This window comes from Trichocoleus sp. DQ-A1, assembly GCF_039961955.1.
In the GTDB taxonomy this organism is placed as follows: Bacteria; Cyanobacteriota; Cyanobacteriia; order Cyanobacteriales; family FACHB-T130; genus FACHB-T130.
This window is the reverse complement of the sequence record NZ_JAMPKE010000017.1, coordinates 61,904-86,616: the sequence shown is the minus strand read 5'-3', so window position 1 is coordinate 86,616 and position 24,713 is coordinate 61,904. Positions and strand designations below refer to the sequence as shown.

Below are 24,713 nucleotides of genomic sequence, written 5' to 3'. Positions count from 1 at the left end.
GCTAGGAATTTTTATGCATTTATTACGAATTCAAGTGCCGGATTTTCGTGTTTTAAAGGCCGTAGACATTACTTTTGAAAACGAATTTGTTCCTACTGTTTTTCCATTAGGTAGCCAAAATGGGGGTGGAAAAAGTACACTTCTACAATTAATTTTTGTTTTGTTGCACTGTTCTGGTGAATCCAATAAAAAAGTTTTTTTGAAGAATATGCTTTATGGATTCAAGAGCAATAATGATTCAAATCAAAAAATATTAGCAATAATTGATATTTTTCATAATAATAAGGTCATCCAACTTAAATTTTTCTGCAACAAAAATTCTTATTTTGATAATATATCAAATTTAAATAATAGGGATAAGGCGTATGATGATGAACTTCCAAAATTTTCAGCTTCAAAAAAATTGGATTCGATCAATAAGGATATCACAAGACTACATAAAGAAATTCACATTTTAGAAAGAGATATTAATCGATTGAAAATCCTCAAAGGAATTAAAAATCATGACGAACGGTTGTTTCGTCTCAGAGAACTAATTGAAGAGATCAAGGAATCCAATATGAGATATTATAAAATGATATCACCTGTCAGAAGTAGACAATCTGTTGAAGAATTCCAAGAAGAGCTTCAAGGAATATTAGATGTGTGCAATTTAAATCTTGACAGATTCTTTAAAGAACGTGAAGAAGTAGAACGTATTATCCAAAGAGTGATGAAATACTTGCAATCCGAAAACTTAATTTACATATGTAATTATTATGCTAATGAGAACAAAGGAGAAGAAGAGGTTTTGCTTTGTCAGGTTAATAATATAGAGATGACAGAAGTCGAAAGTTTCTTGAAGGAGCTATCCCAAAAAGTATTTCTTGCAGCTCCTGCTACTCAAGTTTTTCTTTTCTTATCTCAGGAGTCTAGAAAACTATTATTCAAAGATAAAAATAGTGGAAATGATTATTATTCGCAACTTGAAGCTGCAAAATCTAAACTCACAGGTTTTTTTACTTATGATTTCCTGGCAGTAGATATCCTTATTGCATCTTTTAAAGCTGCTCGAGATAAAGATTTTAGAGAAGCTATAGAAACAGGTAACTATGGGAATAGTTATAAAACGCTAGTAAGTGATTTAAACTTAATACTAAGTAATAAAAAAATAAATTTAGACACTAATCTATCCGGAGTAACATTCAAAGTAGACAGGGATGGCGAGGATATGGAGCTTTATCCTGAAGATTTGAGTCACGGGGAGCTAAAAAGACTTAGTATTTATATGTGGATAAAGTATTACAACATAGGAAACGCAATTGTTTTAATGGATGAAATTGAAATCGCTTTTCATCCCGATTGGCAGTATCAAATAATTGCCGATCTTAAGCAATGGTCGCCAACAAATCAGTATATCCTTGCAACCCACTCATACGAATTATGCCAAGCTGTTACACCTGCTCATGTTAAGGAACTAGAGCCTAAACTGCTAAAACAAGAAGCCTAATACCGGATATGAGCCTTAGTCCAGAACAACTAGAGAAACACTGTCGAACCATTATTCAATCTTCTAAAATTAAAAATAAAATTGTTGTAATATGTGAAGGTGAGATTCAAAAAACTCAGGGTAGACCATCGCCTCAATCATATAAAAACATGGAGCATATGCCAGATGCAAACTTTTATAAGGCATGTGTTCCAAGATGGTGGAGTCAGAAGCTGCCCCAATTTTTCAACTGTGGAGATCGTAAAGATGTAATAGACACTTATTCCACTCTCTTAAACTTACATAATCAAGACAGTAGTAGTTCCTATTTACATCCCGATAAACTTTTTGCAATTATAGATCTAGATCTACAAATACAAAATATTCACGATTACAGTTTTGCAGATACAGAAGAAATTTTCCACGCTCTTTATAATAAATTCAAAATAAACGATGGAAATGCAGCATCTCATCGTATATGGGTTACAGGGTTAATTCATAAAGAAGCATATTTTTTAATACCTGAGCTTCAATCATTATTCAATAAATTTTCTACTTCTCCCCTCTATAATGAAAACCCTATCGTACTTAAAGATATGTATGTTGATATGGCAGATGCAATTATTAGTGACATTGACTTAAAGAATAATTTACCAAGAGCAGTTGATCGTATTAGTTGTTGTCCTGGATTAGATTGTAGTGAAATAGAAAAATTAGGAAAGTCATGGAAATATCAGTTTAAAAATTCCAAAGATGATAGGGAGAAAAATGAGTTAGTCCTAGCTTTATTAACAATCAAAAAAGCTAAGGATTATTGGAATAAAGTTCAGCCCTGTAGCGAATGGACTCGTACACACGAAGCATTTAGGGAGCAAATTTCGTTAGAGATAGGAAGATTTTATTCAGAACAAAGTAGTGACCCTAAATACCATATTCCTTTTTTTTTGAAAACCCTATATGAATTTGTTTAATTATGCACAGGATAAGCAAAGTTCACAAAGCTTGATTTATCAGTTAATTTTAAAACTCGCTCATTCACATTAAGGATTGCAGGCAGCAATGCTGTCACATAGAGTAGATGTAAACTCTGTGTGGTGCAGCCCTGAATCAAGTCGCCTGCAATTCCGGTAAATGCGATCGCATCTTTACTGCAATCGCTCCCATAAATTCAAGTCAAGGCGCGATCGCTTAAATAAATCGCGATAAAGATGCGAGCATACGTTGTTTGAATCAAACCTTGACAACTTTCCACAAGATGAAACCAACTACTGCAACTGCAATTCCACCCAGTTGTAGTACGTTATGCAACACCGCACCTGAAATTCCCAGGAAGACCAGTACAATTGATACTGCGAGCATTCCTAATCCAATAGTGACAAGGATTTTGCCCCATTGAGGAGCTTTGCTATTTTTCGGTTCGTTCATAAGTTAGGAGTGTATGAATATTTGCCTAGTCAAGAGCCTCTAAAAGTCATGTAAATCTCTGAAATTATTATATGAGAAAGTGGTTCTGCTGCCGATTAATTTGCTACTTTCACTATCAAATTATGATAAGTAAAGCTCAATTAACTACAAGCTTGAATTGCAACTAACATCCTCAGACTACAAAAAGTAAAGACCAGCGCTGGAAGCTTTGAGTAAAGTTGTATGTAAGCGGGAATGCGCTCTCAAGAAGAGTACGTTAGCGAAGCGTTGCATAACAAATCGCGCAAATGAATAAAGGGAAAAGTGCGATTGCCATTAGGTTGGAGCGAATAGTGACATTGTTTAGTACAGCTCTGAATGAAATTATTTGCAAGCTGAACACATATAATCAGAATAAAGGTGCGATCGCTTCCGCACGACAACCCTAACCAATTAACTTCTCATTCTCAACCAGCCAAAAATTTGCTCTGCTGTCAATTCAAGCTCAACACCGTCTAACACAGCTAAGCGATCGCTCCCATAAATTGACGGGATTAATTGTCGGGAAAGTGCGATCGCAAACTATATCAGGGGGTAGAGCTTGGTATGGCGGGGTGGTCTACCTTAAGGTTCTATCCAGTTCATGAGAAATTTCTTAGCCTGAACATATAGCCCACTCGTGCATAGAAAAAAAATTTGTATGACAACCGACGTTTCTACTGATATCAACAAGAACAAAGGTATTAATGGATCGCTTTTGACTGGCGCTCTACTGATTGTTTTGGGGATAGTTGCGATCGCTGTACCGAATGTCTCGACAATTGTCGCTGAGACTTGGATTGCTTTGATCTTAGCGAGTGCGGGAGCGACCAAGGCAGTATATGCCTTTCAAACCCGCGAGCAAGGAGGTTTCATTTGGAAACTCCTGTTGAGCGCCCTCTACATTGCTACAGGCGTGATGCTATTTTTCTACCCCTTAACAGGTGTCCTGACGCTGACTCTGTTGCTAGGTAGCTTTTTGCTGACCGAAGGTGTATTTAACCTGATCCTGGCATTCCGGGTGCGTCCGCAACAGAATTGGACATGGGTACTGACAGACGGCATCATTACGCTGGTGTTGGGCGCAATGATTTGGTTCCAGTGGCCCTTCAATGCCCCTTGGTTGATTGGAACCCTGGTGGGTGCCAGCGTTCTGTCCACAGGAGTTTCTCGCGTGATGCTATCGCTGAATAAGCGTTCTGCCTTGAATGAGTCTAACCAAGCTGCTTAAGCCTAAAGCGCTGTGGTCAGGTGTAAGGCGGGTAATGTATTAAGAATAATTGCCCGCAAGTTCCCTAGAAGCGATCGCATCCTGATGGTGATCGCTTTTATCTCAGGAAGAGTGCGATCGCGTCCTTAATTCAAATAATTACTCAAGCGAATCCTGATACAAAGTTTGCAATAAATTTTCTAACTTCTCTTCAGGACAGCACTCAATCAACGCTTCAAAAACTTCTAACAATTTTGCAGCACTTTCTCCCAAAGTGGGACTCAATCCCCAAACATCTTGTACCCAATCTTTAGGACGTTCATCTTCAAAAATTAAGCGTTCTAGAAGTTGCTTTGATTCTGTCTTGGAGGTAGGCATCGGGTTTCGCTGATGGGTAAAAATATCATCAAAATCTCTCCATCATTAAACAGCATATAAGTGATTTGCTCGCCCGCATAGCATGAGCGGGCAGTACCAATCTACTGCTCAGATGATTTCAGTTTGTGCGCCGTTCTCAAAATTTGTCCAGCTAAGATAGCCGCACCGAAGCCATTATCAATATTCACTACGCCCACCCCTGCTGCACAAGAGTTTAGCATTGTCAGGAGTGGCGCAAGTCCGCCGAAACTCGCACCATAGCCGACACTGGTGGGAACTGCAATCACGGGACAATCAGCCAAACCAGCGACGACGCTGGGTAAAGCACCTTCCATCCCGGCAACGACGATTAGCACATTCGCCGATTCAATGACGTGACGGTTACTTAACAGGCGGTGGATACCCGCGACGCCGACATCCCAGAGGCGCTGCACCTGGAAGCCACAAAGTTCTGCTGTAACCGCTGCTTCCTCAGCGACGGATAAATCGGCAGTACCGGCACAGAGGATGGCAATTGTGCCCGAATACTGGGGTTCTAGAGTGGCAGGAGAAATGGCACAGATTCGCGCCGAAGCGTAATATTGGAGACCTGCTACTTTTTCCTGCAACTGGGCATAAACCGCCGGTTCAATCCGCGTTGCCATGACGACAGGGTTGCGCGATCGCATCGCCTCCATAATCCCCGCAATCTGTTCGGGTGTTTTTCCTGGCCCCCAAATCACCTCTGGAAAACCCGTTCGCAAGGTGCGGTGATGGTCAATTTTGGCAAAATCGCCCACGGGTTCAAAGGCAAAATGCTTGAGTTTTTCTAACGCTGCTTCTGGGCTAACGTCACCAGCGGCAACCGCTGCTAATAAGGATTGCAAAGCTTCAGGTTGAGTCACGACTTCAAATTAAGGATAGAAAATGCAAAAACAAGAATTGGCGATGTAAATTTTGCCGTTAATCGGTCACTTTCAGCTCATAAACATTCCAGAGGGCACCGCCAAGAGAAGAGTATTTGATGCCGGTAACGCGATCGCGCACGGCTGACATTGACAGCGGGTTGACTAGATAAATCATCGGCAAATATTCCTGCGTAATCCGTTGAGTTTGGGCATAGATTTCTTTGCGCTTGACCTCATCTAATTCTTGGGCAGCTTTAATGTACAGACGCCCAATTTCCGCCTCCCAAGCAGCCACCTCTCGACCCTGAATCGGCTTTGACCCCGACACAGCATCCTGATTGAAGCTGTGTAACCCGCCATCTGGCAACCAGACATTCGCCCCATTATGGGGTTCAATGCCGCCAGTAAAACCGAGCAAATAACATTCCCAATCTAAAGTGTTTGCGAGTTTATCTACAAGCGTGTTGAAGGCAATTGGGGTAAAATCTACTTGAATGCCAATTTGGCTCAAACTTTGCTTAATTTGCGCTCCCAGTGACACGCGGGTTTGATTTTCAGCATTCGTTATTAATGTAAACTGCACCCGATTTCCATCAGCGTCTAACAACTGACCTTGATTATTATATTTAAACCCTGCGCTTAATAGTAATTTCTTAGATTTTTCGGGATTATATTCGTATACTTTCAGACCTTCTGCCGAAGTTATATAGTAAGAGCTTTGTACAGAAATTGGTGAATTTTGCATTTCACCCAGACCGCGCAAAGTGTTGTTAATCATCGCTTGCCGATCGATGGCATAAGCAACCGCTTGTCTGAATGATAGATTATTGAACCAGCGAGATTTAACTGGATCGATCAAAGGGCGTCCGTTCCGGCGTCCTTTATTTAGATTAAAAGAAATAAAAGTCGTGCCCGATCGCGGTCCACCTGTATAAACTGTAAATTTTCCGCGCTTTTCTTCTTGCTTTAAAAGTGGAAAATCTTCAGGACGCAATCGCCCCCACCCGTCAGTCGTATCTAAACCATTAGAGCGGAACTGAAGCAGCTGAGTATCCATATTTTCCGTAATTTGCCACACGATCCGATCGATGTAAGGCAACTGATTGCCTTGTACATCTCGTCGCCAGTAATACGGGTTACGCCGAAATACGACCCGTTCGCTAGTGGTGTAACTTTCTATTTTATAAGGGCCATTAACAATTATTTCCGCTGGATTGGTATCCACTCCCCAGATAGACATCAACCTGGGTTTTTCCTCTGAGTTTTTCGACTTTACCGCGTCCTCAAGGGCGTGTTTTGGCAAAATCACGATCGCATCGCTTTTTGAGCCGGTCGTAGTTCGCAAAAAAGGAGCAAAGGGTTCTGGCAAAATAAATTCAACCCGCCGTGCATCTAGCTTTCTGACTTGCGGAAAAGCACCAGATGTACCAATTTTTAGACTATCTCTGGCATCGGTAAGAATCTCTTTATTAAGAACCACATCTTCATACGTGAAGACAACATCATCCGCTGTCAGTGAATGACCATCTGACCATTTCAATCCTTCTCGGAGGGTAAAAACGATTCGCCGTTTATCCTCTGATATTTCCCAAGATTCAGCTAATGCAGGCTCAATTTCACCCGTAACGCTATTTTCAGACGTTAATCCTTCGTAAGTGAATAGAAAAACATGGGGAAATTCTTGATTAAGTACCCAATTAAAAGTTTTGGGATCGCTTAATGTGGCTGTCACCAACTGGGATACTTTCTCAGTTGCCTGAGATTTAAGTAAAGTTGGGTGACAGCCGAATAAAGCAAAAGGGAAAAGCAAAAAGCAAAAAGATAGAAAAAGAGGAAGCAGGAAATTAATCTTTCTTTTCCCTGCGCCCAATTGTTTTTTGCCTTGTTTACGGAATGTTTTTGTTTTCTGCGACTTTGAGTTCATAAAGATTCCAGAAGGCTCCACCAAGGGCAGAGAATTTAACGCCCTGAACGCGATCGCGCACTGCCTCCATTGAAAGCGGATTTACCAGATAAATAAAGGGTAAATTTTCCTGGGTAATGCGTTGGCTTTCGACATATATTTCTCGCCGCTTACTTTCATCAAGTTCGCTGGCACCTTTAATGTAAAGGTTTTCGATTGCCAATTCCCAGTCATCAACCTCCCAACCCTTCAGCGGAGGTTCTCCAGCTTGCGGTCCTAGGTTAAAAGTGTGTAAACCCCCTTTAGTTGTCCAAGTGTTTGCCCCACCATTTGGCTCAATACCGCCACCGCCAATTTTGCCAATATAGCTATCCCATTTCCGTTGGGTATAAACTTTTTCAATCAACGTATTGAAGTTAATCGCATTAAAGTCTACCTGAATCCCAACTGCGCCAAGGTCTTCTTTAATCTGAGCACCGATAGCCTCCCGCAGCTTATTCCCTGAATTGGTCAGCATACTAAAACGAACTCGATTGCCATCTGCATCGAAAAGTTGACCCTGTGGGTTATATTTAAATCCAGCTTTTCGCAGCAATTCTTTCGCCTTTTCTGGATTATAGTCGTAGACTTTGAGACCTTGCTCTGGGGATAAATAGTAAGGACTTTGCTTATAAATCGGTGAGTTTTGCGGTTCTCCCAGCCCTCGATAGAGATTGTTCAGCATTTTCTGACGGTCGATGGCGTGAGCAACCGCTTGGCGAAACTCAAGCTTATTGAACCAGCGAGACTTAATTGGGTCTACGAGAGGCTGATTTTGAGAATTTTTGGCTTTATTTAAATTGAAAACCAAAAAAGTCGTGCTGAGTTCTGGGCCACCCGTGTAAATTTTAAATTTTCCCCGATTTTCTTCTTGCTTAAGGAGAGAATAATATTCCGGCGCGATCCCTAGAGTATCTAAACCGCCAGAACGATATTGGATAAAAGATGTGTCGGTATTTTCGACAATTTGCCAGACAATGCGATCGATATATGGCTGTTGATTACCCTGAGTATCCTTGCGCCAGTAATAGGGATTTCGTCGAAATGTCACCCGCTCGCTAGTTTGATAGTTTTCTAGCTGATACATTCCATTGACAATAATTTTTTTGGGATCGGTGTCGATTCCCCAGCTAGACAGAAACTTGGGTTTTCCATCTGAATCTGTAGTGACAATGGATTCTCGCAGCGCATGAGCAGGTAAAATTGCAAGTCCGGTGTAGCGCAAAAACGGGGCAAAAGGTTCTGGAACTGTAAATTCAACCCGTCGTTCATCAAGTTTACGGACAGTAGGCAGCAGGCGATCTTTGCCAATCTTTAGAATGTCTCTAATATCAGTAGGAATTTTTTCGTTGAAATAGAGTTCATTGTAAGTAAAGATGACATCATCAACGGTCAGTGGTTGACCATCAGACCATTTCAAGCCCTCCCGCATGGTAAAAACAATTCGCTTTTTGTCTGGGGCGACTTCCCAAGATTCAGCTAAGGCGGGTTCAAGTTCACCATTGCCGTTTTCAGTAATTAACCCTTCGTAAATTAAGCTAAAAACGTTGGGTGATTCTTGACTTAGAACATAGTTAAAAGTTTTTGGATCTTGCAGAATACTGTCCACCAACTGCGGCACCTGAGCGGCTTTTGTATTAAATTGATTCAGGCTACAGCTATGGAGCGCGATCGCGCTTATCATTGCCAGCATGACAGCGAACAAACGACGCCAGATTAGGGGAATAGTTGCAGATAATTTCATAATGATTGTCTGTACGAGTATTAATTAAAACTTACTGAGACTCTAACCAACCGAGGAAATCCTGTGTGCGGCTAAAATATTTATCCGCGCCAGCATCACGCAAAGCGGCTTGAACTTCCGGCGGATTAAATTCTTTAACATTGGCGCTGAGGAACACTTTCCTATCTGTGGTATGCAGCCGTGCATGATTAAGAATGCAGTGCAAAATCAAGTTATCCGTTGGGTCTTTGTTGATAAAACGTGTATCTAAGCTTGCCTGAAGCATATCGCCAGTTAAGGGAATTATCTCTGCCTTGGTGTTGAGATGATCGAGGGCTTGAAAGAGACGGTTTTCGACATCATTGAATAGCGCCTGATTCTCAATTAAGGCCTGTTGTAAATGAGAAAGGAGAGACTGGGCGTGGGATGAGGTGATATCTCGACGTAACTGGCTGATTTGTTTTTTTAGTTCATCCATAAAACGATTGCGGCGCTTCAGTTCATCCTCTAATGCAGAGAGAGCTTCCATGCAGCAAATACTTGGTATCGCTATCTGGACTGATGTGGTCGGATTCTCTAGCAAAGTATTCGCTTGGGAGTCGCGTCCTGTGGCAATGCTCATCAAGAAATTTGTCTCAACGTAAAGTATTACCAAGAAGCGCCACCTTCAGAGTAAGTATCTCCATCTTCCAGCACCTGCAACAAACCGATGGTTGCCAATTCTTCCGATCCTGGCGGGGTTTCCGACTTCCAGTGATAGGCTAAGTCTCGCAGCCAAGCTTCAACGAGTGTCTGATGGTATGGCCCAAATATCCGTTTGCTGCTAAATTCGGGGTCGTAATGATTAAGCACTGTAGCAGTCTTAAGTACGCTAACGGGTTCCGATAAATTAGCCCCGTCCCCTTGAAAAATCTCAATGTTTTCAAGGTCAGCCAGCATGGCAAAGGGAATTTTCGTGTTCGCCGCTTGCAGGTAGGATTTTAGTTTCTCGATCGCCCATTGTTTGGCTTTACTATCTTTGAGTTTAGTAGCTTTGACTTCAACTACTAGAACCGTTTGCCCTTCAGGGTTGCAGGCAATAATATCAACAAGAGAATCGCCCTGAGTAAGTTCAAATCTTCCAGCTTCCATTGCCTTAATGCTCCCAGCGCGTTGAGAGTCTCTGTCTTATCCGCCTCTCGTTCATTCCTATCCTAGACATTTTCAACCTTTTGACTCGATAGGTTTGAGCCAAGTTAATCGGAAGCTACCAGTAAGGCTACAGCATAAGCTGCGATACCCTCTTCGCGCCCAACTGAGTCTAATTTTTCATTTGTAGTGGCTTTGATGCCTATTTGGTCGGGTTTTAATTCTAGGACATCGGATAAGCGATCGCGCATCTTCTCAATATGCGGCTTCAGTTTCGGACGTTCTGCCACTACTACTGAGTCAATATTCTCAATTTGCCAACCTCGTTCCCGAATTAGCTGATGCACCTGCTTGAGCAGTTCCAGACTATCAGCCCCTGCCCACTGGGGATCTGTCGGGGGAAAATAATGACCAATATCGCCTAAACTCAGGGCACCGAGCATCGCATCCATAATCGCATGAGTCAGCACATCGGCATCGCTGTGCCCCAGCAATCCTAATTCATGCTCAATCTTCACTCCTCCCAGAATTAAAGGACGCCCAGTAACTAAGCGGTGAATATCGTAACCGTTTCCGATGCGAATCTTAGCCATTTATCCGTTTTCAGCAAAATTTCAGCAAAAATACTTGGCTTGGCGACTCGAAGCCGCAGCTACACAAACGAAGTCCGCGCAACGCGAGACTATAAAATTATTTCGGCTTGAAGCCTGGGTCGGCAGGCTTTGTTTGTATAGCCCCAAACTTACAGTCTGAGGGCATCGAAGGACTTTTGCAAGCGGTAGGACTAAACGCTGCGACTATATCTGCGCCATATCCGTGTATTCAGTTAATAGCTCATCGTAGGTAAGGCTATCGGTTTCCGCTTGGGGACTCCATAGCAGTTCAAACACCATCAGGTAGTCAGGGGAGATGGACGCTACTTTCTCTAAAGCTGACTTCAAAGCTTCAGCGGTGCGAATTTCTTCAAATAACGGCTTGTCATCCGCTGTTCCGACGAGCAACGTGACCACAATATAAGCTGCTGGGCCATCATCCAAGTCAGGCATCGCGGGTTTTTGTTGTCTGACTCTACCACCCACATTTGTAAGGGTTTCCGCACTAAATTTGCTGCGTTCTTGTATAGAAACTTGGTTGAAAATTGCCTCGGCGTCCTCTCGACTTTTCACCGTCTGCGAACTCGCTAGAACATGAGTCCAATTTTCGGGCGATCGCAATAATGCCAAAGCTGATTCTTGTAGCAGCTGCACCAATTCCTCTGAAGTATCGGTATCAACATTCAGGCTCAGTTCCGTCAGCTGAGATTGAATGCTTCGAGCTTGAGCCAGCAACGCCACCTGTATCTTACTGACCGTAACCGTATCATTCTCTAGCTCTTGAGCCGCACTCCCACCCTTCTTCTTCAAAAAGATGAAATAAGCCCAAAGCCCAATACTCCCAACTGCCAACAACATTAATAAGAAAAGCCAAGGAAAGTCACTCGATGAGTTAGTAGCGTTAGAAGAATAGCCAGAATTGGTTGGTACTTGAGCGGGAACAGAATTTGCCGTTCCCGGTACAGTTTGAGGGTACGTTGATTGATTCGCAGGAACGTTATTGGGATAATAATTCGGCGGAACGCTATTGGGATAGGTATAAACGGGCGGCGGTGCAACGGGAACCGGCACGATGACAGTGCTTCCCGGTTGTCTATAGTAAGGTTCATTCCAAGACGAGTTCGGGCGCGTCGGTTGAGTTCTCACTGAGGACGGCGGGGGAGTGGTTCTTTGAAAAGAGCCGCCGCCTGCTCGTCCACCTGTATTGCCCCTACTGGGCTGCGACGGTGTAGAGTATCTGGGAGCGGAGCTACTCCCGCTACTGGAGCGACTGGGACTGGAACTAGAACGCGACGGTGAAGAGCGAAAAGAGCCGCCACCGCTTCGTCCGCCACTACTTCTAGCCTCGGCTTCATTGCCAATCTTCAGCCCGGTTTCTTGATTGCCGATGGGCAGATGAATATTCACACTGTTGACTACCGTGAAACTCAGGACTGTAGCCCAAAGCAACTGAAGTTTTACGTTTCGTAGCATTTTCGCCGTTCCATTCTTCTCCTCTACGCTAGCTTTTTCTTATCGCTATTGTCGAGATAGAAGATTAAGACGGAAAGGTCGAAGTCAACGTGCGGATATCTTTAGATTAATTTATCAATAGACTGTCGCAGAAATGACGTTTTTCTCTACTCACACCTTCTGGGAAACTGACACAAGCATCCCAAATCTTAAACCTGGGATACTTTCACGAATATCCTTCTAAGCGCTTGAACCACTCATCAATAATGTTGAAAACTATCGCACTCCTCAAGCAAATCGCACTGAATCAAAAACCGTAAAATAAATTTACAGTTTCATTCCGAAAACCATTTGAAATAGGTTGGAATCATTATCCAGATAGCTTTAGCTAACTTTAGCGATTAGCCCAAAAATTATTTCAGGGCGGATCTACGGATAAAGTTAAACTTAAGTCAGCGCCATTACTCCTAAATGAGTTTTAAGCCTTAATTAACCGTGTTAGCGATCGCTCTTGTGGCGGAAATGCGCTTAGCTTGCATCCGAGTCAGTAAATATTTGAAAATAATGATGCTTTCAAAATTGAAGCAACCTCGAAAAATTCTTATTTTCTCGATTATAGGTTTAGGTCTAGCGGTAGGAGCTTACCATGCTTGGTTTTTTTTGCGAGACTACCAGACCTTATCGCAGGTGCAGGCAGATCAAGAAAAGATTGCTATCTATCGCCAAAAGACTCAAGTGACGCCTACCGATCCTCAAGCCTTTCTCAAACTTGGCGATGCCTACATGACGTTTTGGGAAAGTTCAGGTAAAGGGATTCGGATCGCTAACCAGTTACAACAACAATCTTTGGCATGGCAGTGGCTATTATCTAAACCGAAGATGCTCAGCGAAGCTGTATTAGCTTATAACAAAGCTCTGCAACTTGACCCAAAGTTGGTTGAGGCCCGCTATGGTCTGTGTTTTGCGTTAGTTGAACAACGAGAAAGTGCAAAAGCGATCGTGCATTGTCGCTCTTCCGCCGAACAGCAACCCGCAAAAGCCAAGAATCATCTATGGTTGGGGCTTGCCTTAACTTATGAAGGTCAATGGAACGAAGCAGAGACAAGTTTTCGCAAAGCTCTTGAGCTAGAACCGAAGAACGACGATGCATACTACTTGCTAGGTAACGTCCTGCTGGCAAGCGGAAAAACCAATGAGGCAGTAGACGCATATCGTCGCTCGATTGAATTAGAACCCAATGCCAACCTGACATACCTGCGTTTAGGTGACGCTTTTACTGTACAAAAAAAACCAGAGGAAGCCATTGCTGCCTACAAAAAATCAATTCAGGTTGTACCTAATTATCATCTGCCTTACGAGGGGCTGGGGTGGATACTGGCTGAACAAAACCGATTAGATGAGGCGATTGTGGCTTACCGCAAAGCGATTGAACTCTATCCTTTCTATACAAATGCTTATCAAGAGTTGGGACAGGTTCTGGTTAAACAAAACAAATTAAATGAAGCAGTTGCTATCTACCGCAGAGGCATTGAACTGAAATCCAAAGATAAAGATAAAGACGGAGACATCTATTATTTTTTGGGAATAGCTTTGATGAAACAGAAAAAGTTACCAGAAGCGATCGCAGCTTTTAAGCAATCCCTGAAACTCAACCCCAATGATGCAGATGCCCGCCAGAGCTTGCAACAGTCAGAAAAACTTAGAAAGTCTCAGATTAATCAACAGGGAGGTAGTAGACGATAGATATGGGTTGTAGTTTAGTGCAACTGCTGTATCATCTGACACCTCAAGTCAGAATGTAATTGGACATTCTCAACAGTAATTTAAATGAAAAGATTTTGGTGGAAAGTCCTGGGAACACTCTGTGCCATTGCCGGGATTCATCTCCTGACAAAGATGTTCGATATCCTTCCTGCTTTGCCTCCTGAAAGGCGATTGGAATCCTTCTTATGGGGAAGCGGATTGATAGGGATATGCTTCGTCAGTGCAAGCTTGTGCTTTTTCCCGCGCAGCCATTGGATTAGTTTGCGAATTCTGGGCGGGTATGGGATCGCAGCATCCATATTCAATATTGTTGAAGGATTTCGTACCGGTGACTATTCCAAACTAGGGATAACTTTGTTTTTTTGGCTACCCGGTTCGATTTACTTGATCTGGAGTGGCAAGATGACTAACTCAAAGAGCGATCAATAATGACGATAGACAAATCTTTGGCATGGAAGAAACTTTTGTGGCAATGGTTAGTTGCCTGTATCGTAGCTAAACTGCTGCAAATCATTGTGGACGGAGTTACTGGAGCGGTTGCATCAGCAACAGGGGGAGGAGCCACTGGCGGTAGCACTACCCTTTTGTCGATTCCAAAGCAAATGTAATTTGTACAATTTAAATAGGGGTTTAAATGAATAGAATTTGGTGGAAAATACTGGGAACACTCTGTGTCATTCCTGGGATATATCTCCTAACAAGGATGTTCGATATCCTTCTTATTTTGCCTCCTGAAATGCGACTAGGATTTTTGTTGTTTGCAAGCGCAATTATAGTGATATGCTTCCTCAGTGCAATCTTATGTTTTTTCCCGCGCAGCCAATCGATAACTTTGCGGATTTTGGGTGCATATGGTGTCGCAGCAGGCATGCTTATTATTTTTGAAGGATTTTGTACCCATGACTATTCCAACATAGGGATAATGTTATTGTATTGGCTATCAGGTTCGATTCACTTGCTCTGGACTGGCAAGATGACTGATGACTAACTCAGAGAGTGATTAATAATCGCGATTATTAATTCTCTAGTACGGCAGAGATGTTTGTGGCAATATAGCAATTCTATTTGAGTTTTGAGATGCCAGCAGTTTAGATACCTGACTTGTTAGAAAAGTCGGGTATCTCGCGTTTAGAAATTATTTATGATTGCTATAAACTATCCACAAATTAACCTAGAAGCTATTCTTTGGGGCGATGGCTAGTTCTAGCGAGTGGAAAAGGACTGCACAACACTCTTGACATCATTTCCCACAGCGTTACTGCTTAAGAATAGGCGATCGCCATTGAGAACAAATCGATAAATATGGCTTTCACGGAGGAGCGGAGTGTGCCAAACCAGTTGTCCGCTTGTCGCATCGAATGCATTCACCCGACTATGGTTCTTTGCTGAACCATAGAAACCGAGAGCGCTAAAACCTTCGATCTCCATATCACCTGTATAGATAATATTATTCGCCAGAGCGATGGGTCTGGGTTCCCGGTCATCCTGGCGCGATAAGGTAAATTGCCGACGCATGGCACCCGTCTGTCGCTCCAGAACGACAAATCGCGTACTTGTTTTAGCATCACCATCCCAAATGAATACTTCGCGATCGCTAGCTATTTTGGCTTCACCGCCCCGCATTGTATGAGTCCAGCGTTCCTTACCCGTTTTTAAATCGAGTGCCTTGACCCAACCAGGTTCCTTTCCTGCACGGTCTTTGCTATACACTGCCGGATATACAGTGTCTCCTAAAACTGTGACATCCGTTAGCTCAGCTGAGGTGTTCCAAGTCCAGAGGACTTTGCCTGTAGCGGCATCCAACCCGGTGAGTTGGTATCCTCTTTGGGGCGTACTGGGATTAATTAAGATGGGCAAAAAGACTACCCCATTTTGAACCACGGGCGATTTGGAGTCTACACTCTCAAAGGTAGAAACCATACTGTCTTTGGGGGTGACAAACTTCCAGAGCAGTTTATCTGGAGTCCGGGCAGAAATTTCGTTGCGATCGCTTTCTACTCCCTGTTTGACATAACTGTTGAGAATGAAGGCTCCCTGAAATACTCCGATCGCTCCCTCAAAGTCTGGATTGTCCAGTGGCAATACTGCTTTTGTTTTCCCTGTGTTGGCATCAAGCGTCACCAGGTTTTTGGGATCGTCAACCAGCGACAGTGCCCCAAAATCGCTGGCATAGATAGTATTACCCTCTACAGCAAACACCCTGCCAATCGGCTGCTGACTCTGCCATTGCACCTTCCCTGTGGCAGGATCGAGGGATTGAAGAGCTGAAGGCTTTGTATTCCCCGTTGGCACGAGCAATCGGCTTTCTGTAGGGATTAGTGCCGTACTAGCGTGTAGGTTTACTGACCACACAGGCTGACGAGTCGATGCCGCACTAATGGCAGAAGCGATCGCGTGGTAGCCCAGCACCAGCACTACACCTACCAGTACATATTTGAAAAGCTTTTTAAACACCGGGACGACTCCACTTCAACCTGAGAAAATCATAATTTGGAACAAACTAAACCCGGCTGATTTTCTCCATAATTTAAGCTTTTTAGCCTGCAAGCAGTCAGTTGTAAAACTTGAGATTAAGCGATCGCTACCAGGTCACGGTACTCGCTCAAAAGTTCCTCTTGAGTAAGTGCATCAGTTTCTACCTGAGGACTCCAGAGTAGTTCAAACACCATTAGATAGTCGAGGCTGATGGCTGTAACTTTCTCTAAAGCAAGCTTTACAGTATGTGCAGAATTGAGGTTTTCAAATAACGGCTGATCGTCAGCCGTGCCGATTAGCAATGTTACGACGATGTATGCAGGTTGTTCTTCATCTGGATCGAGTTCAACTTGTTGCTGGGTAACTTTGCCATCTACGTTAGAGAGGGTTTCAGCCGTAAATTTGCTACGTTCTTGTAACGAAAGTTTGTTGAAGACTGTTTCAGCTTCCTCCCGACTAGAAACTGTCTGTGAACTCCCCAACACATGAGTCCAGCATTCGGAATTTTCTAGCAGTGCTTGCACAGATGCTTGTAGTAGCTGCATCAACCCTTCCTGGGTTTGAGTATTAGCCGTAAGACTTAATTGAGACAATTTTGATTGAATCGTACCAGCTTGGGCTGTTAGCGCTATCTGTAGTGTGCTAACGGTGACGATATCATTTTCAAGCTCATTCTGATTCATGGTTTTTGGTTTTTGGTTGGAACTGGAATCTTGCAACCAAGCAGCAAATAAATCGGGACGGCGATCGCGCGTTCTCTCGATTTGTCTGTCTCGCCGCCAGCGTTCAATCTCCGCATGATTCCCCGATAGTAAAACATCCGGCACCTTCCACCCGCGAAAGTCAGCAGGACGGGTGTATTGAGGATAATCTAACAACCCCGCCTCGAAACTTTCTGCTTTTAAAGACTCTTCCTTCCCCACCGTTCCCGGTAGTAGGCGAATGGTGCCGTTGAGTAGTGCCAGCGCCGGGATTTCTCCACAAGTCAAGACAAAATCCCCTAAAGATACCTCCCGTGTCACCAAATTCAGCACCCGCTCATCGACACCTTCATAATGACCGCAAATAATTACCAATTGGTCATAATTGGCTGCCAATTCTCGAAACAGCGGTTGCTTCATCGGTTCTCCCTGCGGCGTCATCAGGATCGTCTCGCGTCTGGCTAGAACTGGCAGTGACTCCACAGCACCAAATATCGGCTCTGGCTTCATCAACATCCCTACTCCGCCGCCGTAAGGCTCATCATCCACGCGGCGGTGTTTATCGGTGGCAAAGTTACGGGGATCGATCAGATGCACAGAAGCAATCTGTTTGGCTAAAGCTTTCCCTAACAGTCCCGAACTCAGAGGAGAGGAGAAAAAATCTGGAAAAAGAGTAACAATATCAAATCGCACAGCAGAAGTCGGTGATAGTTAAGTAGTAGGTTGATTTTACCCATTCCCTACGAATTCCTACCGATTACCCACTACCCGGTATCCCTAATCGCAAGATAATGTTAAATATTTTATAAAAAAAGTTGACTCGATCTGGCATTATGCATATAGGATTAAGCCCAAAAGCGACAAAGTAGGGGCGATCTGTAACGTTTGTTACTCAACAACCTAGAAAAACAATTAAATTGTTTGGTGATGTTGATGGAACGGCTGCCAGAAAGATTGATAAGGAAATTGAGACGATTGACAAGCGTGAAAGTAGGGATTGTCCTGGTGAGCAAGGGGGTTAGAGAGAGTTGAGCAAGAACCATGCATCAGGATAAATTAGCATTCCTATCAACTGGCAGAACGATAGTATTCGATATCACCCTATGGTCAAGAGCAACATGATGCTTCAGTTAGAACCTCAATCCTTAGTACAGAGGATGCCCCAATCAACGAAAACCGCCATCATGGTGATCGGCGGTGCGGAAGACAAAGTTCACGGACGAGAGATATTACAAACCTTTTTTAATCGTGCTGGCTCGACTGATGCCTGCATTGCGATTATTCCGTCAGCATCCAGAGAACCTGCGGTGATTGGCGATCGCTACCTCACCATCTTTCAAGAAATGGGTGCGAAAGTCGTGAAAGTGTTAGATATCCGCGAACGGGAGCAGAGTTACGATCCCTTGATGCAGGAGTACATTGAAGAGTGTACAGGGGTTTTCATGACTGGAGGCGATCAACTGCGACTCTGTGGACTGCTTGGCGAGACGCCATTTATGGAAAGAGTCCGATACCGCGCGCAACTGGGAGAGATTACGCTGGCAGGAACCAGTGCAGGAGCGGCGGTGATGGGACATCATATGATTGCGGGAGGTGGTAGCGGCGAGTCTCCCAATCGTTCCCTAGTCGATATGACGCTAGGGTTAGGGATTTTACCGGATGTGATCGTAGATCAACACTTTCACAATCGCAATCGCATGGCGCGTCTAATTAGTGCGATTTCGGCTCATCCAGACAAATTAGGGATCGGGATTGACGAAGATACCTGCGCCTTAGTGGAGGCAGATGGTCTTTTGCAGGTAGTCGGTAAAGGCACCGTGTCTATCGTCGATCCTGGGGAGATATCTCACACGAATCAATCTTTAGTGGGAGCAACCGACCCGATTAGTATTTTCAATCTACGGTTGCATATTCTCAGTTATGGCGATCGCTACCATTTACACCAGCGAGTCATCCTGCTACCCGATGGCTGATGAGTGAATATTACTAGCGGTACTTCAATTCCAAATTTAAAACTTGTCATGATTGCCTTTTTGGCAAAAAACTGTTCGTGGAGAACAGTCTAGTGACTTTTTAAAGCTGGAAACTAGGGAATTGCTTAAAGTAGCAGCGGATTCAGTAAGGGCGAAGCCTTTCTGGCAAAGTTTTCTCTTAAAAGCAGCAGATGTGAAATCGCTTGCATCTTCGTCCCTACCCGCGATTCGACAGCCCACATCCTCTGAATCACCCGCAAAAGTAGCCATGAGAATTTTAAAAATCCAGACATTACGGGGTCCCAACTACTGGAGTATTCGACGGCAAAAATTGGTCGTCATGCGCCTAGATTTAGAAGAACTTGCAGAAAAGCCATCCAATCAGATTCCTGGCTTCTACGAGGGATTAATCCAGGTGCTGCCAAGTCTGGAAGAACACTTCTGTTCCCCTGGCTGTCGAGGTGGTTTCTTGAGCCGAGTCAAAGAAGGCACGATGATGGGACACATCATCGAACACGTTGCCCTAGAACTCCAGGAACTCGCTGGGATGCCATCTGGCTTTGGTCGTACCCGCGAAACAGCCACCCCAGGCATTTACCAGGTGGTCATTGAGTACCACGATGAACAAGCCGGTCGCTATGCCTCCAGAGCCGCCGTGCGCCTTTGTCAGAGTATTGTAGACACCGGCACCTACTCCGCTCAGGAGTTAGCACAGGATCTCAAAGACCTGAGGGATTTCGCACGGGCTGCTGCCCTCGGTCCCAGCACCGAAACCATTGTCAAAGAAGCCGAAGCGCGGGGAATTCCCTGGATGCCTTTAAGCGTTCGCGCCATGATTCAGATAGGGTATGGCGTCTACCAGAAGCGGATGCAGGCGACTTTGAGCAACCACTCTAGCATTTTGGGTGTCGAACTTGCCTCCGACAAAGAAGGCACCAAAAAAATGTTGCGCCAAGCCGGGGTGCCGGTTCCGCGCGGCACGGTAATTCACTACCTGGACGAACTTGAAGACGCCATTCAAGAGGTGGGGGGATACCCAATCGTCCTCAAGCCCCTCGACGGCAACCACGGACGGGGCATTACTATCAATATCACCGACTTCCAACAAGCAGAAGAAGCCTATGATGCTGCCAAGAGTGCTTCTAAAACTCGCTCGGTGATTGTTGAACGCTACTATACTGGAAGCGACCACCGAGTATTGGTGGTCAACGGCAAATTGGTGGCAGTTGCGGAACGAGTCCCCGCCCATGTGGTAGGAGATGGCACATCCAGCATCGAGCAATTGATTGAGCTAACCAATAGCGATCCCCATCGGGGTGAAGGGCACGATAACATCCTCACCAAAATTGAAGTAGATCGCACCACCTTCACGCTGTTGCAACGGCAGGGGTATACCCTGGAGACCGTGCTACCCGCCGGAGAGATTTGTTATCTGCGGGCAACCGCCAACCTCAGCACTGGCGGGATTGCTGTTGACCGGACTGACGAGATCCATCCCGAAAATATCTGGCTTTGCGAACGAGTCGCCAAGATTATCGGGTTGGATATTGCTGGAATTGATGTGGTGACATCCGATATCAGCAAACCCTTGCGAGAAATGGATGGGGTGATTGTTGAGGTGAACGCCGCCCCCGGATTCCGGATGCACGTTTGTCCCAGCCAGGGTTTGCCGCGAAATGTAGCTGCCCCAGTGCTAGATATGCTCTTTCCGCCTGGAGCGCCCACTCGCGTTCCCATCATTTCCATTACTGGCACCAACGGTAAAACAACAACGACTCGTCTAATTGCCCACATCTTCAAGCAGACGGGGAAAACGATTGGCTACACTACCACCGATGGCACTTACATTGGGGATTATATGGTGGAACCGGGGGATAACACCGGCCCTCAAAGTGCCCAGCTGATTCTTTCAGATCCCACAGTAGAAGTGGCGGTGCTAGAAACGGCGCGGGGAGGGATTCTCCGCTCTGGTTTAGCCTTCAGTGCTTCTGATGTGGGTGTCGTCTTAAACGTGGCTGCCGACCACCTGGGAATTGGCGATATTGAAACGATCGAAGATATGGCTCATCTCAAGAGCGTCGTGGTGGAATCGGTGATGCCAGAAGGCTATGCCGTCCTGAACGCCGACGATCCCTTAGTAGCAGCGATGGCGCGGCGGGTGCAAGGACAAGTGGCTTATTTCACCATGAATCCAGAAAATGAGCTGGTGCGAGAACATACCCGTCGGGGCGGTTTGGCAGCGGCTTATGAAAATGGCTATTTGTCGATTTTGAAGGGAGATTGGGTACTACGGATTGAACAAGCGGTGAATGTGCCGCTGACGATGGGGGCACGGGCACCTTTTCAGATTGCCAACGCGCTAGCGGCGAGTTTGGCGGCTTTTGCGGAAGGGGTGAAGATTGAGGAAATTCGTCAGGGCTTAAATACGTTCCGCGCTTCAACTGCTCAGACACCAGGACGGATGAATATGTTCGAGATGGGCAAATATAATGCTCTGATCGATTATGCTCACAATGCAGCCAGCTATGAGGCGTTAGGTGGTTTTGTCCGCAACTGGCCTGGTGAGAGAATTGGTGTGGTGGGTGGCCCTGGCGATCGCCGCGACGAAGATTTCGTTACTCTGGGCATACTCTCGGCTAATATGTTTGACCGCATCATCATCAAGGAAGATGATGATACGCGGGGGCGTCCTCGCGGTGAGGCAGCTGCCTTAATCTCTCAGGGAATTCAGCAAGAAAAGCCAGATTCCCGCTATGAAACCATTCTGGATGAGACGACCGCCATAAATACGGCGCTGGAGCAAGCTCCAGAAGGCAGTTTGGTGGTCATTTTGCCAGAAAGCGTCACCCGTGCGATTAGCTTAATTGAGGCGCGTCGCCCTCAAGGGGAAAACGGACATCAGCCGGTTGCACCGTCGATAGAAAATCAAAATAGCTTGAAGGCGTCTGTAGCACAGACCCTTTAAACGCTCATCAGTTATGTATTTGTAGGGACACGGCAATGCCGTGTCCCTACCCGTTATTTGAGGTCTTGATTTTCATCTGATGGTTCCTCGTCCACGCCCCTTACTCCGTCCTTGAAGCCGCGTAAAGTCTTACCCAGCGAACTTCCCAGTTCGGGAATCTTTTTGGGACCGAAAATTAAAATCGCTGCGATCGCGATTACTCCCACTTCAGGCCATCCTAAACCAAACATACCCGTTTCCTGCGAACTATCCACAATCAACTATAGGAGACTATCGAGCGCCTGGAGGAAGATAATCTCTTGTAATGGGTATTTCCAACCATTCGCTAAGTTCTTGGGTTAACCATTCGAGTTCCGCTTCATGGATGCCGCCACTCTCAGCGTTAAGTTCATACTGCCTTAATCCTGCCTCAATAATGATTTTGCCTGGAACATCAACCCGGTTTCCTTCTGAGTCTTTTTTATGGTGTTTCGGGATGTATACCAACCTGTTAATATCCTGTCTCAATGCTGGACGAGGACGATGGAATTTAAATCCAAATATTTCCCATGTCAGTGAAATTTGCTTTTGATTGCTATAAAGCTGCGATCGTCCAAATAACGCAAAGAGAATCTGCCAGCTCATACTCACGCCAGCAAACCAAAAGGGTAGTGAAAACAACACCATAAACAAGTTGAAGCCTAGTGGTGCAAATAGGACAGAGCTTGTCCACACGAAGATGAATGAATTCCAAGCGATCGCAAAAAAGCACAACCCTATCGTAGAAGCAGTAAGTCCCTTCGGAGGGATACTAATTTTAATAAAATCTGCATTTTTAGTCAGTGAAATTTTGCTACCAGTTGGTTTCTTGACAACTAGAGGAAAGCTATCTGCTGTTGGATGTTCTTGTTTTAATGCTTGTAGTGCTTCACTAGCAGAAGCCAAGCGTCGATTTAAGCTGGGATGTGTCATCCGCTTTAACCAATTGATTAAAACAGGACTGAGATTGGCAGTTTTTTCAAATTTAATTTGCAGGTTATCTGTTTGAGGTAAATCAGCAGGATGTTGACCTGTTGCCAGATAAATTAAAGTTGCGCCTAGACTGTAAATATCGGATGCGGGAACTGCACGTCCGCCAAATTGTTCTGGCGGCATATAACCATAAGTTCCCACAACTGTAATTGTCCCGCCTTCCCTGGCGGCGAGAGTCTGCACCGCCCCAAAATCAACTAAATAAACTCCGCCAACATTATTACCAGAACGGCTGGTTAATAAAATATTGCTGGGTTTAATATCTCGGTGGATAACTGGAGGTTGACGACTATGCAAATAGTTGAGAATTTCGAGAATTGCAGTGCTAATTTGCTTGATATCTGCTTCGCTGAAAGTTCGTCCTCCTTTGAGATGTTCCTCTAGAGATTTCCCTTCCACGTAGGTTTGGACGAGGGCAAATCCTTTGTAGTTCGGTGAATTTAGCTCAAAATAATCCAGGTAGCGCGGAATAGCTGGATGTGTCAAAGATTTTAAAGTTTCCGCTTCCCGTTCAAATAACTTAAGATGCTCCCACTCAAAATCACTGCCAAAAGTCAATAGTTTGATTATTACTAATTGTTGCGTTTTTTGGTCACGCGCTAGGAGTGTGCGTCTTCCAGCGCGTTTTCCAAGCTGTTGTTCGATTTGGTAGCGATCGCCAAAGACTTCACCCTTCATACTTATCGCCTGCCCCTAGCTATTAGCTGTTGTTATAACTCTGGGTTATCGCGCGTGGCAAGCTGATATCCTTAACCTACCTGCCTTTATTACTGGATTCTTGTACGCTAAAGAAAACAAATTTTAAAAAAATGCTCGAAACTTCTAAGCCTTCCCTACGCGAACAACAACACCCTCTGATTCGCAATTTAGCGGACACTATCGAGGCAGTTTGGCACCGCCATCTCGACCTTTCTCCCTACCACCTGCCAGAAGAGTTGGGGTATGTGGAAGGGCGATTAGAAGGTGAAAAGCTAACGATTGAAAATCGCTGCTACCAGTCGCCGCAGTTCCGCAAAATGCACCTGGAATTGGCAAAAGTCGGCACAATGCTGGATATTTTGCATTGCGTGATGTTTCCGCGTCCAGAATACGCGCTGCCAATGTTTGGCTGCGATTTAGTCGGGGGACGGGGACAGATTAGTGCCGCGATCGCCGATCTTTCTCCTACAAGCAGCGATTCCGCTAGCGCGGATAACTACGCTTCACGCACCTTACCGGCAAACTATACCGCTGAACTTCAGGCACTACCAGCCCTTCAATTTTCCCAACCGCGCGAACTACCCGCTTGGGGCGCAATCTTTTCAGAATTCTGCATCTTTATTCGACCCAGTAATCCAGAGGAAGAAACCCAGTTTCTCTCTCGCGTCGAGGCGTTTTTAGAAATTCATTGTGTTAATGCCAAAGCCGCCAAACCCGTTTCTGCCGAACAGCAAGCTGAAATTTTGCAGGGTCAACGCAACTACTGCACCCAACAGCAGCAAAACGACAAAACGCGTCGAGTGCTAGAAAAAGCCTTTGGCGAGGAGTGGGCAGAACATTACATGACGACCGTTCTGTTTGACTTACCGAGTGCTTAATCTGCTAGTAAGATTCCCTCGCC

General features: G+C 44.8%; 21 protein-coding genes and 1 pseudogene. 8 read left to right on the top strand and 14 right to left on the bottom strand.

Annotated features, from left to right (window positions below):
• The first annotated feature begins 13 nt into the window (after window positions 1-13).
• Complete coding sequence (locus tag NDI33_RS17110; protein ID WP_190678694.1) at window positions 14-1,489, top strand: AAA family ATPase; 1,476 nt, start codon at window positions 14-16, stop codon at window positions 1,487-1,489.
• Window positions 1,490-1,497: 8 nt separating this feature from the next.
• A complete protein-coding gene (locus NDI33_RS17105) occupies window positions 1,498-2,439 on the top strand; it encodes a hypothetical protein (RefSeq protein WP_190678692.1) in 942 nt (313 codons plus the stop codon).
• Between the two features lie 259 nt (window positions 2,440-2,698).
• Here the strand turns inward: NDI33_RS17105 and NDI33_RS17100 are convergent, their stop codons facing one another.
• Complete coding sequence (locus NDI33_RS17100) at window positions 2,699-2,893, bottom strand: hypothetical protein (protein ID WP_190678690.1); 195 nt, start codon at window positions 2,891-2,893, stop codon at window positions 2,699-2,701.
• Window positions 2,894-3,572: 679 nt separating this feature from the next.
• Here NDI33_RS17100 and NDI33_RS17095 point away from each other — a divergent pair.
• Window positions 3,573-4,142, top strand: a complete 570-nt coding sequence (locus tag NDI33_RS17095) for an HdeD family acid-resistance protein (protein WP_190430537.1) — start codon at window positions 3,573-3,575, stop codon at window positions 4,140-4,142.
• A gap of 138 nt (window positions 4,143-4,280) precedes the next feature.
• On the opposite strand, the gene NDI33_RS17090 is transcribed toward NDI33_RS17095, so the two are convergent.
• The 8 genes from NDI33_RS17090 to NDI33_RS17055 form a co-directional block, all read right to left on the bottom strand.
• On the bottom strand, window positions 4,281-4,499 hold the full coding sequence (locus NDI33_RS17090; protein WP_190434334.1) for a hypothetical protein: 219 nt from the start codon (window positions 4,497-4,499) through the stop codon (window positions 4,281-4,283).
• Window positions 4,500-4,600: 101 nt separating this feature from the next.
• A complete protein-coding gene (larB, locus tag NDI33_RS17085; protein ID WP_190528712.1) occupies window positions 4,601-5,383 on the bottom strand; it encodes a nickel pincer cofactor biosynthesis protein LarB in 783 nt (260 codons plus the stop codon).
• 58 nt (window positions 5,384-5,441) lie between these two features.
• A complete protein-coding gene (locus NDI33_RS17080) occupies window positions 5,442-7,310 on the bottom strand; it encodes an ABC transporter substrate-binding protein (RefSeq protein WP_190678688.1) in 1,869 nt (622 codons plus the stop codon).
• Window positions 7,273-9,072, bottom strand: coding sequence for an ABC transporter substrate-binding protein (locus tag NDI33_RS17075; protein WP_190528708.1), 1,800 nt, complete (start codon window positions 9,070-9,072; stop codon window positions 7,273-7,275). Before NDI33_RS17075 ends, NDI33_RS17080 begins: the two co-directional genes overlap by 38 nt.
• 31 nt (window positions 9,073-9,103) lie before the next feature.
• The gene (locus NDI33_RS17070; RefSeq protein WP_190678686.1) at window positions 9,104-9,706 is read right to left on the bottom strand and encodes a PIN domain-containing protein; all 603 of its coding nucleotides are present in this window, start codon (window positions 9,704-9,706) and stop codon (window positions 9,104-9,106) included.
• Window positions 9,700-10,182: a type I restriction enzyme HsdR N-terminal domain-containing protein gene (locus NDI33_RS17065; protein WP_190536337.1), complete on the bottom strand. Its 483-nt coding sequence runs from the start codon at window positions 10,180-10,182 to the stop codon at window positions 9,700-9,702. The genes NDI33_RS17070 and NDI33_RS17065 overlap by 7 nt, the downstream gene beginning before the upstream one ends.
• Window positions 10,183-10,286: 104 nt before the next feature.
• Window positions 10,287-10,772: a 2-C-methyl-D-erythritol 2,4-cyclodiphosphate synthase gene (gene ispF, locus NDI33_RS17060; protein WP_190678685.1), complete on the bottom strand. Its 486-nt coding sequence runs from the start codon at window positions 10,770-10,772 to the stop codon at window positions 10,287-10,289.
• 204 nt (window positions 10,773-10,976) lie between these two features.
• Entirely contained in the window at window positions 10,977-12,245 is a 1,269-nt protein-coding gene (locus NDI33_RS17055) for a DUF1517 domain-containing protein (protein ID WP_190678683.1), read from the bottom strand.
• A 543-nt stretch (window positions 12,246-12,788) separates the two neighbouring features.
• On the opposite strand from NDI33_RS17055, the gene NDI33_RS17050 reads away from it, so the two are divergent.
• Together NDI33_RS17050 and NDI33_RS17045 are read left to right on the top strand one after the other, a co-directional pair.
• Entirely contained in the window at window positions 12,789-13,967 is a 1,179-nt protein-coding gene (locus NDI33_RS17050; RefSeq protein WP_190678681.1) for a tetratricopeptide repeat protein, read from the top strand.
• A 449-nt stretch (window positions 13,968-14,416) separates the two neighbouring features.
• Entirely contained in the window at window positions 14,417-14,596 is a 180-nt protein-coding gene (locus NDI33_RS17045; RefSeq protein ID WP_190678679.1) for a hypothetical protein, read from the top strand.
• Window positions 14,597-15,191: 595 nt separating this feature from the next.
• Here the strand turns inward: NDI33_RS17045 and NDI33_RS17040 are convergent.
• The 3 genes and pseudogenes from NDI33_RS17040 to trmD all read right to left on the bottom strand — a co-directional run.
• Window positions 15,192-16,442, bottom strand: a complete 1,251-nt coding sequence (locus tag NDI33_RS17040; protein ID WP_190678677.1) for a PQQ-binding-like beta-propeller repeat protein — start codon at window positions 16,440-16,442, stop codon at window positions 15,192-15,194.
• A 116-nt stretch (window positions 16,443-16,558) separates the two neighbouring features.
• Window positions 16,559-17,146, bottom strand: a complete 588-nt coding sequence (locus NDI33_RS17035) for a DUF1517 domain-containing protein (RefSeq protein WP_242033277.1) — start codon at window positions 17,144-17,146, stop codon at window positions 16,559-16,561.
• A gap of 27 nt (window positions 17,147-17,173) precedes the next feature.
• Window positions 17,174-17,857: pseudogene (gene trmD, locus NDI33_RS17030) on the bottom strand (tRNA (guanosine(37)-N1)-methyltransferase TrmD); the annotation flags it as partial.
• Window positions 17,858-18,285: 428 nt separating this feature from the next.
• Between trmD and NDI33_RS17025 the strand changes: the two are divergent.
• Both NDI33_RS17025 and cphA read left to right on the top strand, forming a co-directional pair.
• Window positions 18,286-19,137 carry a cyanophycinase gene (locus NDI33_RS17025; RefSeq protein WP_190412853.1) on the top strand — a complete coding sequence of 284 codons (852 nt, stop codon included), beginning with the start codon at window positions 18,286-18,288 and terminating at the stop codon, window positions 19,135-19,137.
• A 268-nt stretch (window positions 19,138-19,405) separates the two neighbouring features.
• Window positions 19,406-22,102, top strand: a complete 2,697-nt coding sequence (cphA, locus tag NDI33_RS17020) for a cyanophycin synthetase (RefSeq protein WP_190429450.1) — start codon at window positions 19,406-19,408, stop codon at window positions 22,100-22,102.
• A gap of 53 nt (window positions 22,103-22,155) precedes the next feature.
• Here the strand turns inward: cphA and tatA are convergent, their stop codons facing one another.
• Window positions 22,156-22,332 (bottom strand): twin-arginine translocase TatA/TatE family subunit, encoded by a 177-nt coding sequence (gene tatA / locus NDI33_RS17015; RefSeq protein ID WP_190412322.1) that lies wholly within the window; start codon window positions 22,330-22,332, stop codon window positions 22,156-22,158.
• Window positions 22,333-22,372: 40 nt separating this feature from the next.
• Complete coding sequence (locus NDI33_RS17010; RefSeq protein ID WP_190678674.1) at window positions 22,373-23,791, bottom strand: serine/threonine-protein kinase; 1,419 nt, start codon at window positions 23,789-23,791, stop codon at window positions 22,373-22,375.
• A 131-nt stretch (window positions 23,792-23,922) separates the two neighbouring features.
• On the opposite strand from NDI33_RS17010, the gene NDI33_RS17005 reads away from it, so the two are divergent.
• Window positions 23,923-24,690, top strand: coding sequence for a phycocyanobilin:ferredoxin oxidoreductase (locus NDI33_RS17005; RefSeq protein WP_190678672.1), 768 nt, complete (start codon window positions 23,923-23,925; stop codon window positions 24,688-24,690).
• The last annotated feature ends 23 nt before the right edge of the window (window positions 24,691-24,713 follow it).

Coding starts and splice junctions, on each gene's coding strand:
- NDI33_RS17075 (WP_190528708.1), bottom strand. CDS start 9,072: ATGAAATTATCTGCAACTATTCCCCTAATCTGGCGTCGTTTGTTCGCT.
- NDI33_RS17025 (WP_190412853.1), top strand. CDS start 18,286: ATGCTTCAGTTAGAACCTCAATCCTTAGTACAGAGGATGCCCCAATCA.
- NDI33_RS17005 (WP_190678672.1), top strand. CDS start 23,923: ATGCTCGAAACTTCTAAGCCTTCCCTACGCGAACAACAACACCCTCTG.
- cphA (WP_190429450.1), top strand. CDS start 19,406: ATGAGAATTTTAAAAATCCAGACATTACGGGGTCCCAACTACTGGAGT.
- NDI33_RS17035 (WP_242033277.1), bottom strand. CDS start 17,146: ATGAATCAGAATGAGCTTGAAAATGATATCGTCACCGTTAGCACACTA.
- NDI33_RS17105 (WP_190678692.1), top strand. CDS start 1,498: ATGAGCCTTAGTCCAGAACAACTAGAGAAACACTGTCGAACCATTATT.
- NDI33_RS17110 (WP_190678694.1), top strand. CDS start 14: ATGCATTTATTACGAATTCAAGTGCCGGATTTTCGTGTTTTAAAGGCC.
- NDI33_RS17095 (WP_190430537.1), top strand. CDS start 3,573: ATGACAACCGACGTTTCTACTGATATCAACAAGAACAAAGGTATTAAT.
- NDI33_RS17090 (WP_190434334.1), bottom strand. CDS start 4,499: ATGCCTACCTCCAAGACAGAATCAAAGCAACTTCTAGAACGCTTAATT.
- NDI33_RS17050 (WP_190678681.1), top strand. CDS start 12,789: ATGATGCTTTCAAAATTGAAGCAACCTCGAAAAATTCTTATTTTCTCG.
- NDI33_RS17010 (WP_190678674.1), bottom strand. CDS start 23,791: ATGAAGGGTGAAGTCTTTGGCGATCGCTACCAAATCGAACAACAGCTT.
- NDI33_RS17080 (WP_190678688.1), bottom strand. CDS start 7,310: ATGAACTCAAAGTCGCAGAAAACAAAAACATTCCGTAAACAAGGCAAA.
- NDI33_RS17045 (WP_190678679.1), top strand. CDS start 14,417: ATGACGATAGACAAATCTTTGGCATGGAAGAAACTTTTGTGGCAATGG.
- NDI33_RS17065 (WP_190536337.1), bottom strand. CDS start 10,182: ATGGAAGCTGGAAGATTTGAACTTACTCAGGGCGATTCTCTTGTTGAT.
- NDI33_RS17055 (WP_190678683.1), bottom strand. CDS start 12,245: ATGCTACGAAACGTAAAACTTCAGTTGCTTTGGGCTACAGTCCTGAGT.
- tatA (WP_190412322.1), bottom strand. CDS start 22,332: ATGTTTGGTTTAGGATGGCCTGAAGTGGGAGTAATCGCGATCGCAGCG.
- ispF (WP_190678685.1), bottom strand. CDS start 10,772: ATGGCTAAGATTCGCATCGGAAACGGTTACGATATTCACCGCTTAGTT.
- NDI33_RS17100 (WP_190678690.1), bottom strand. CDS start 2,893: ATGAACGAACCGAAAAATAGCAAAGCTCCTCAATGGGGCAAAATCCTT.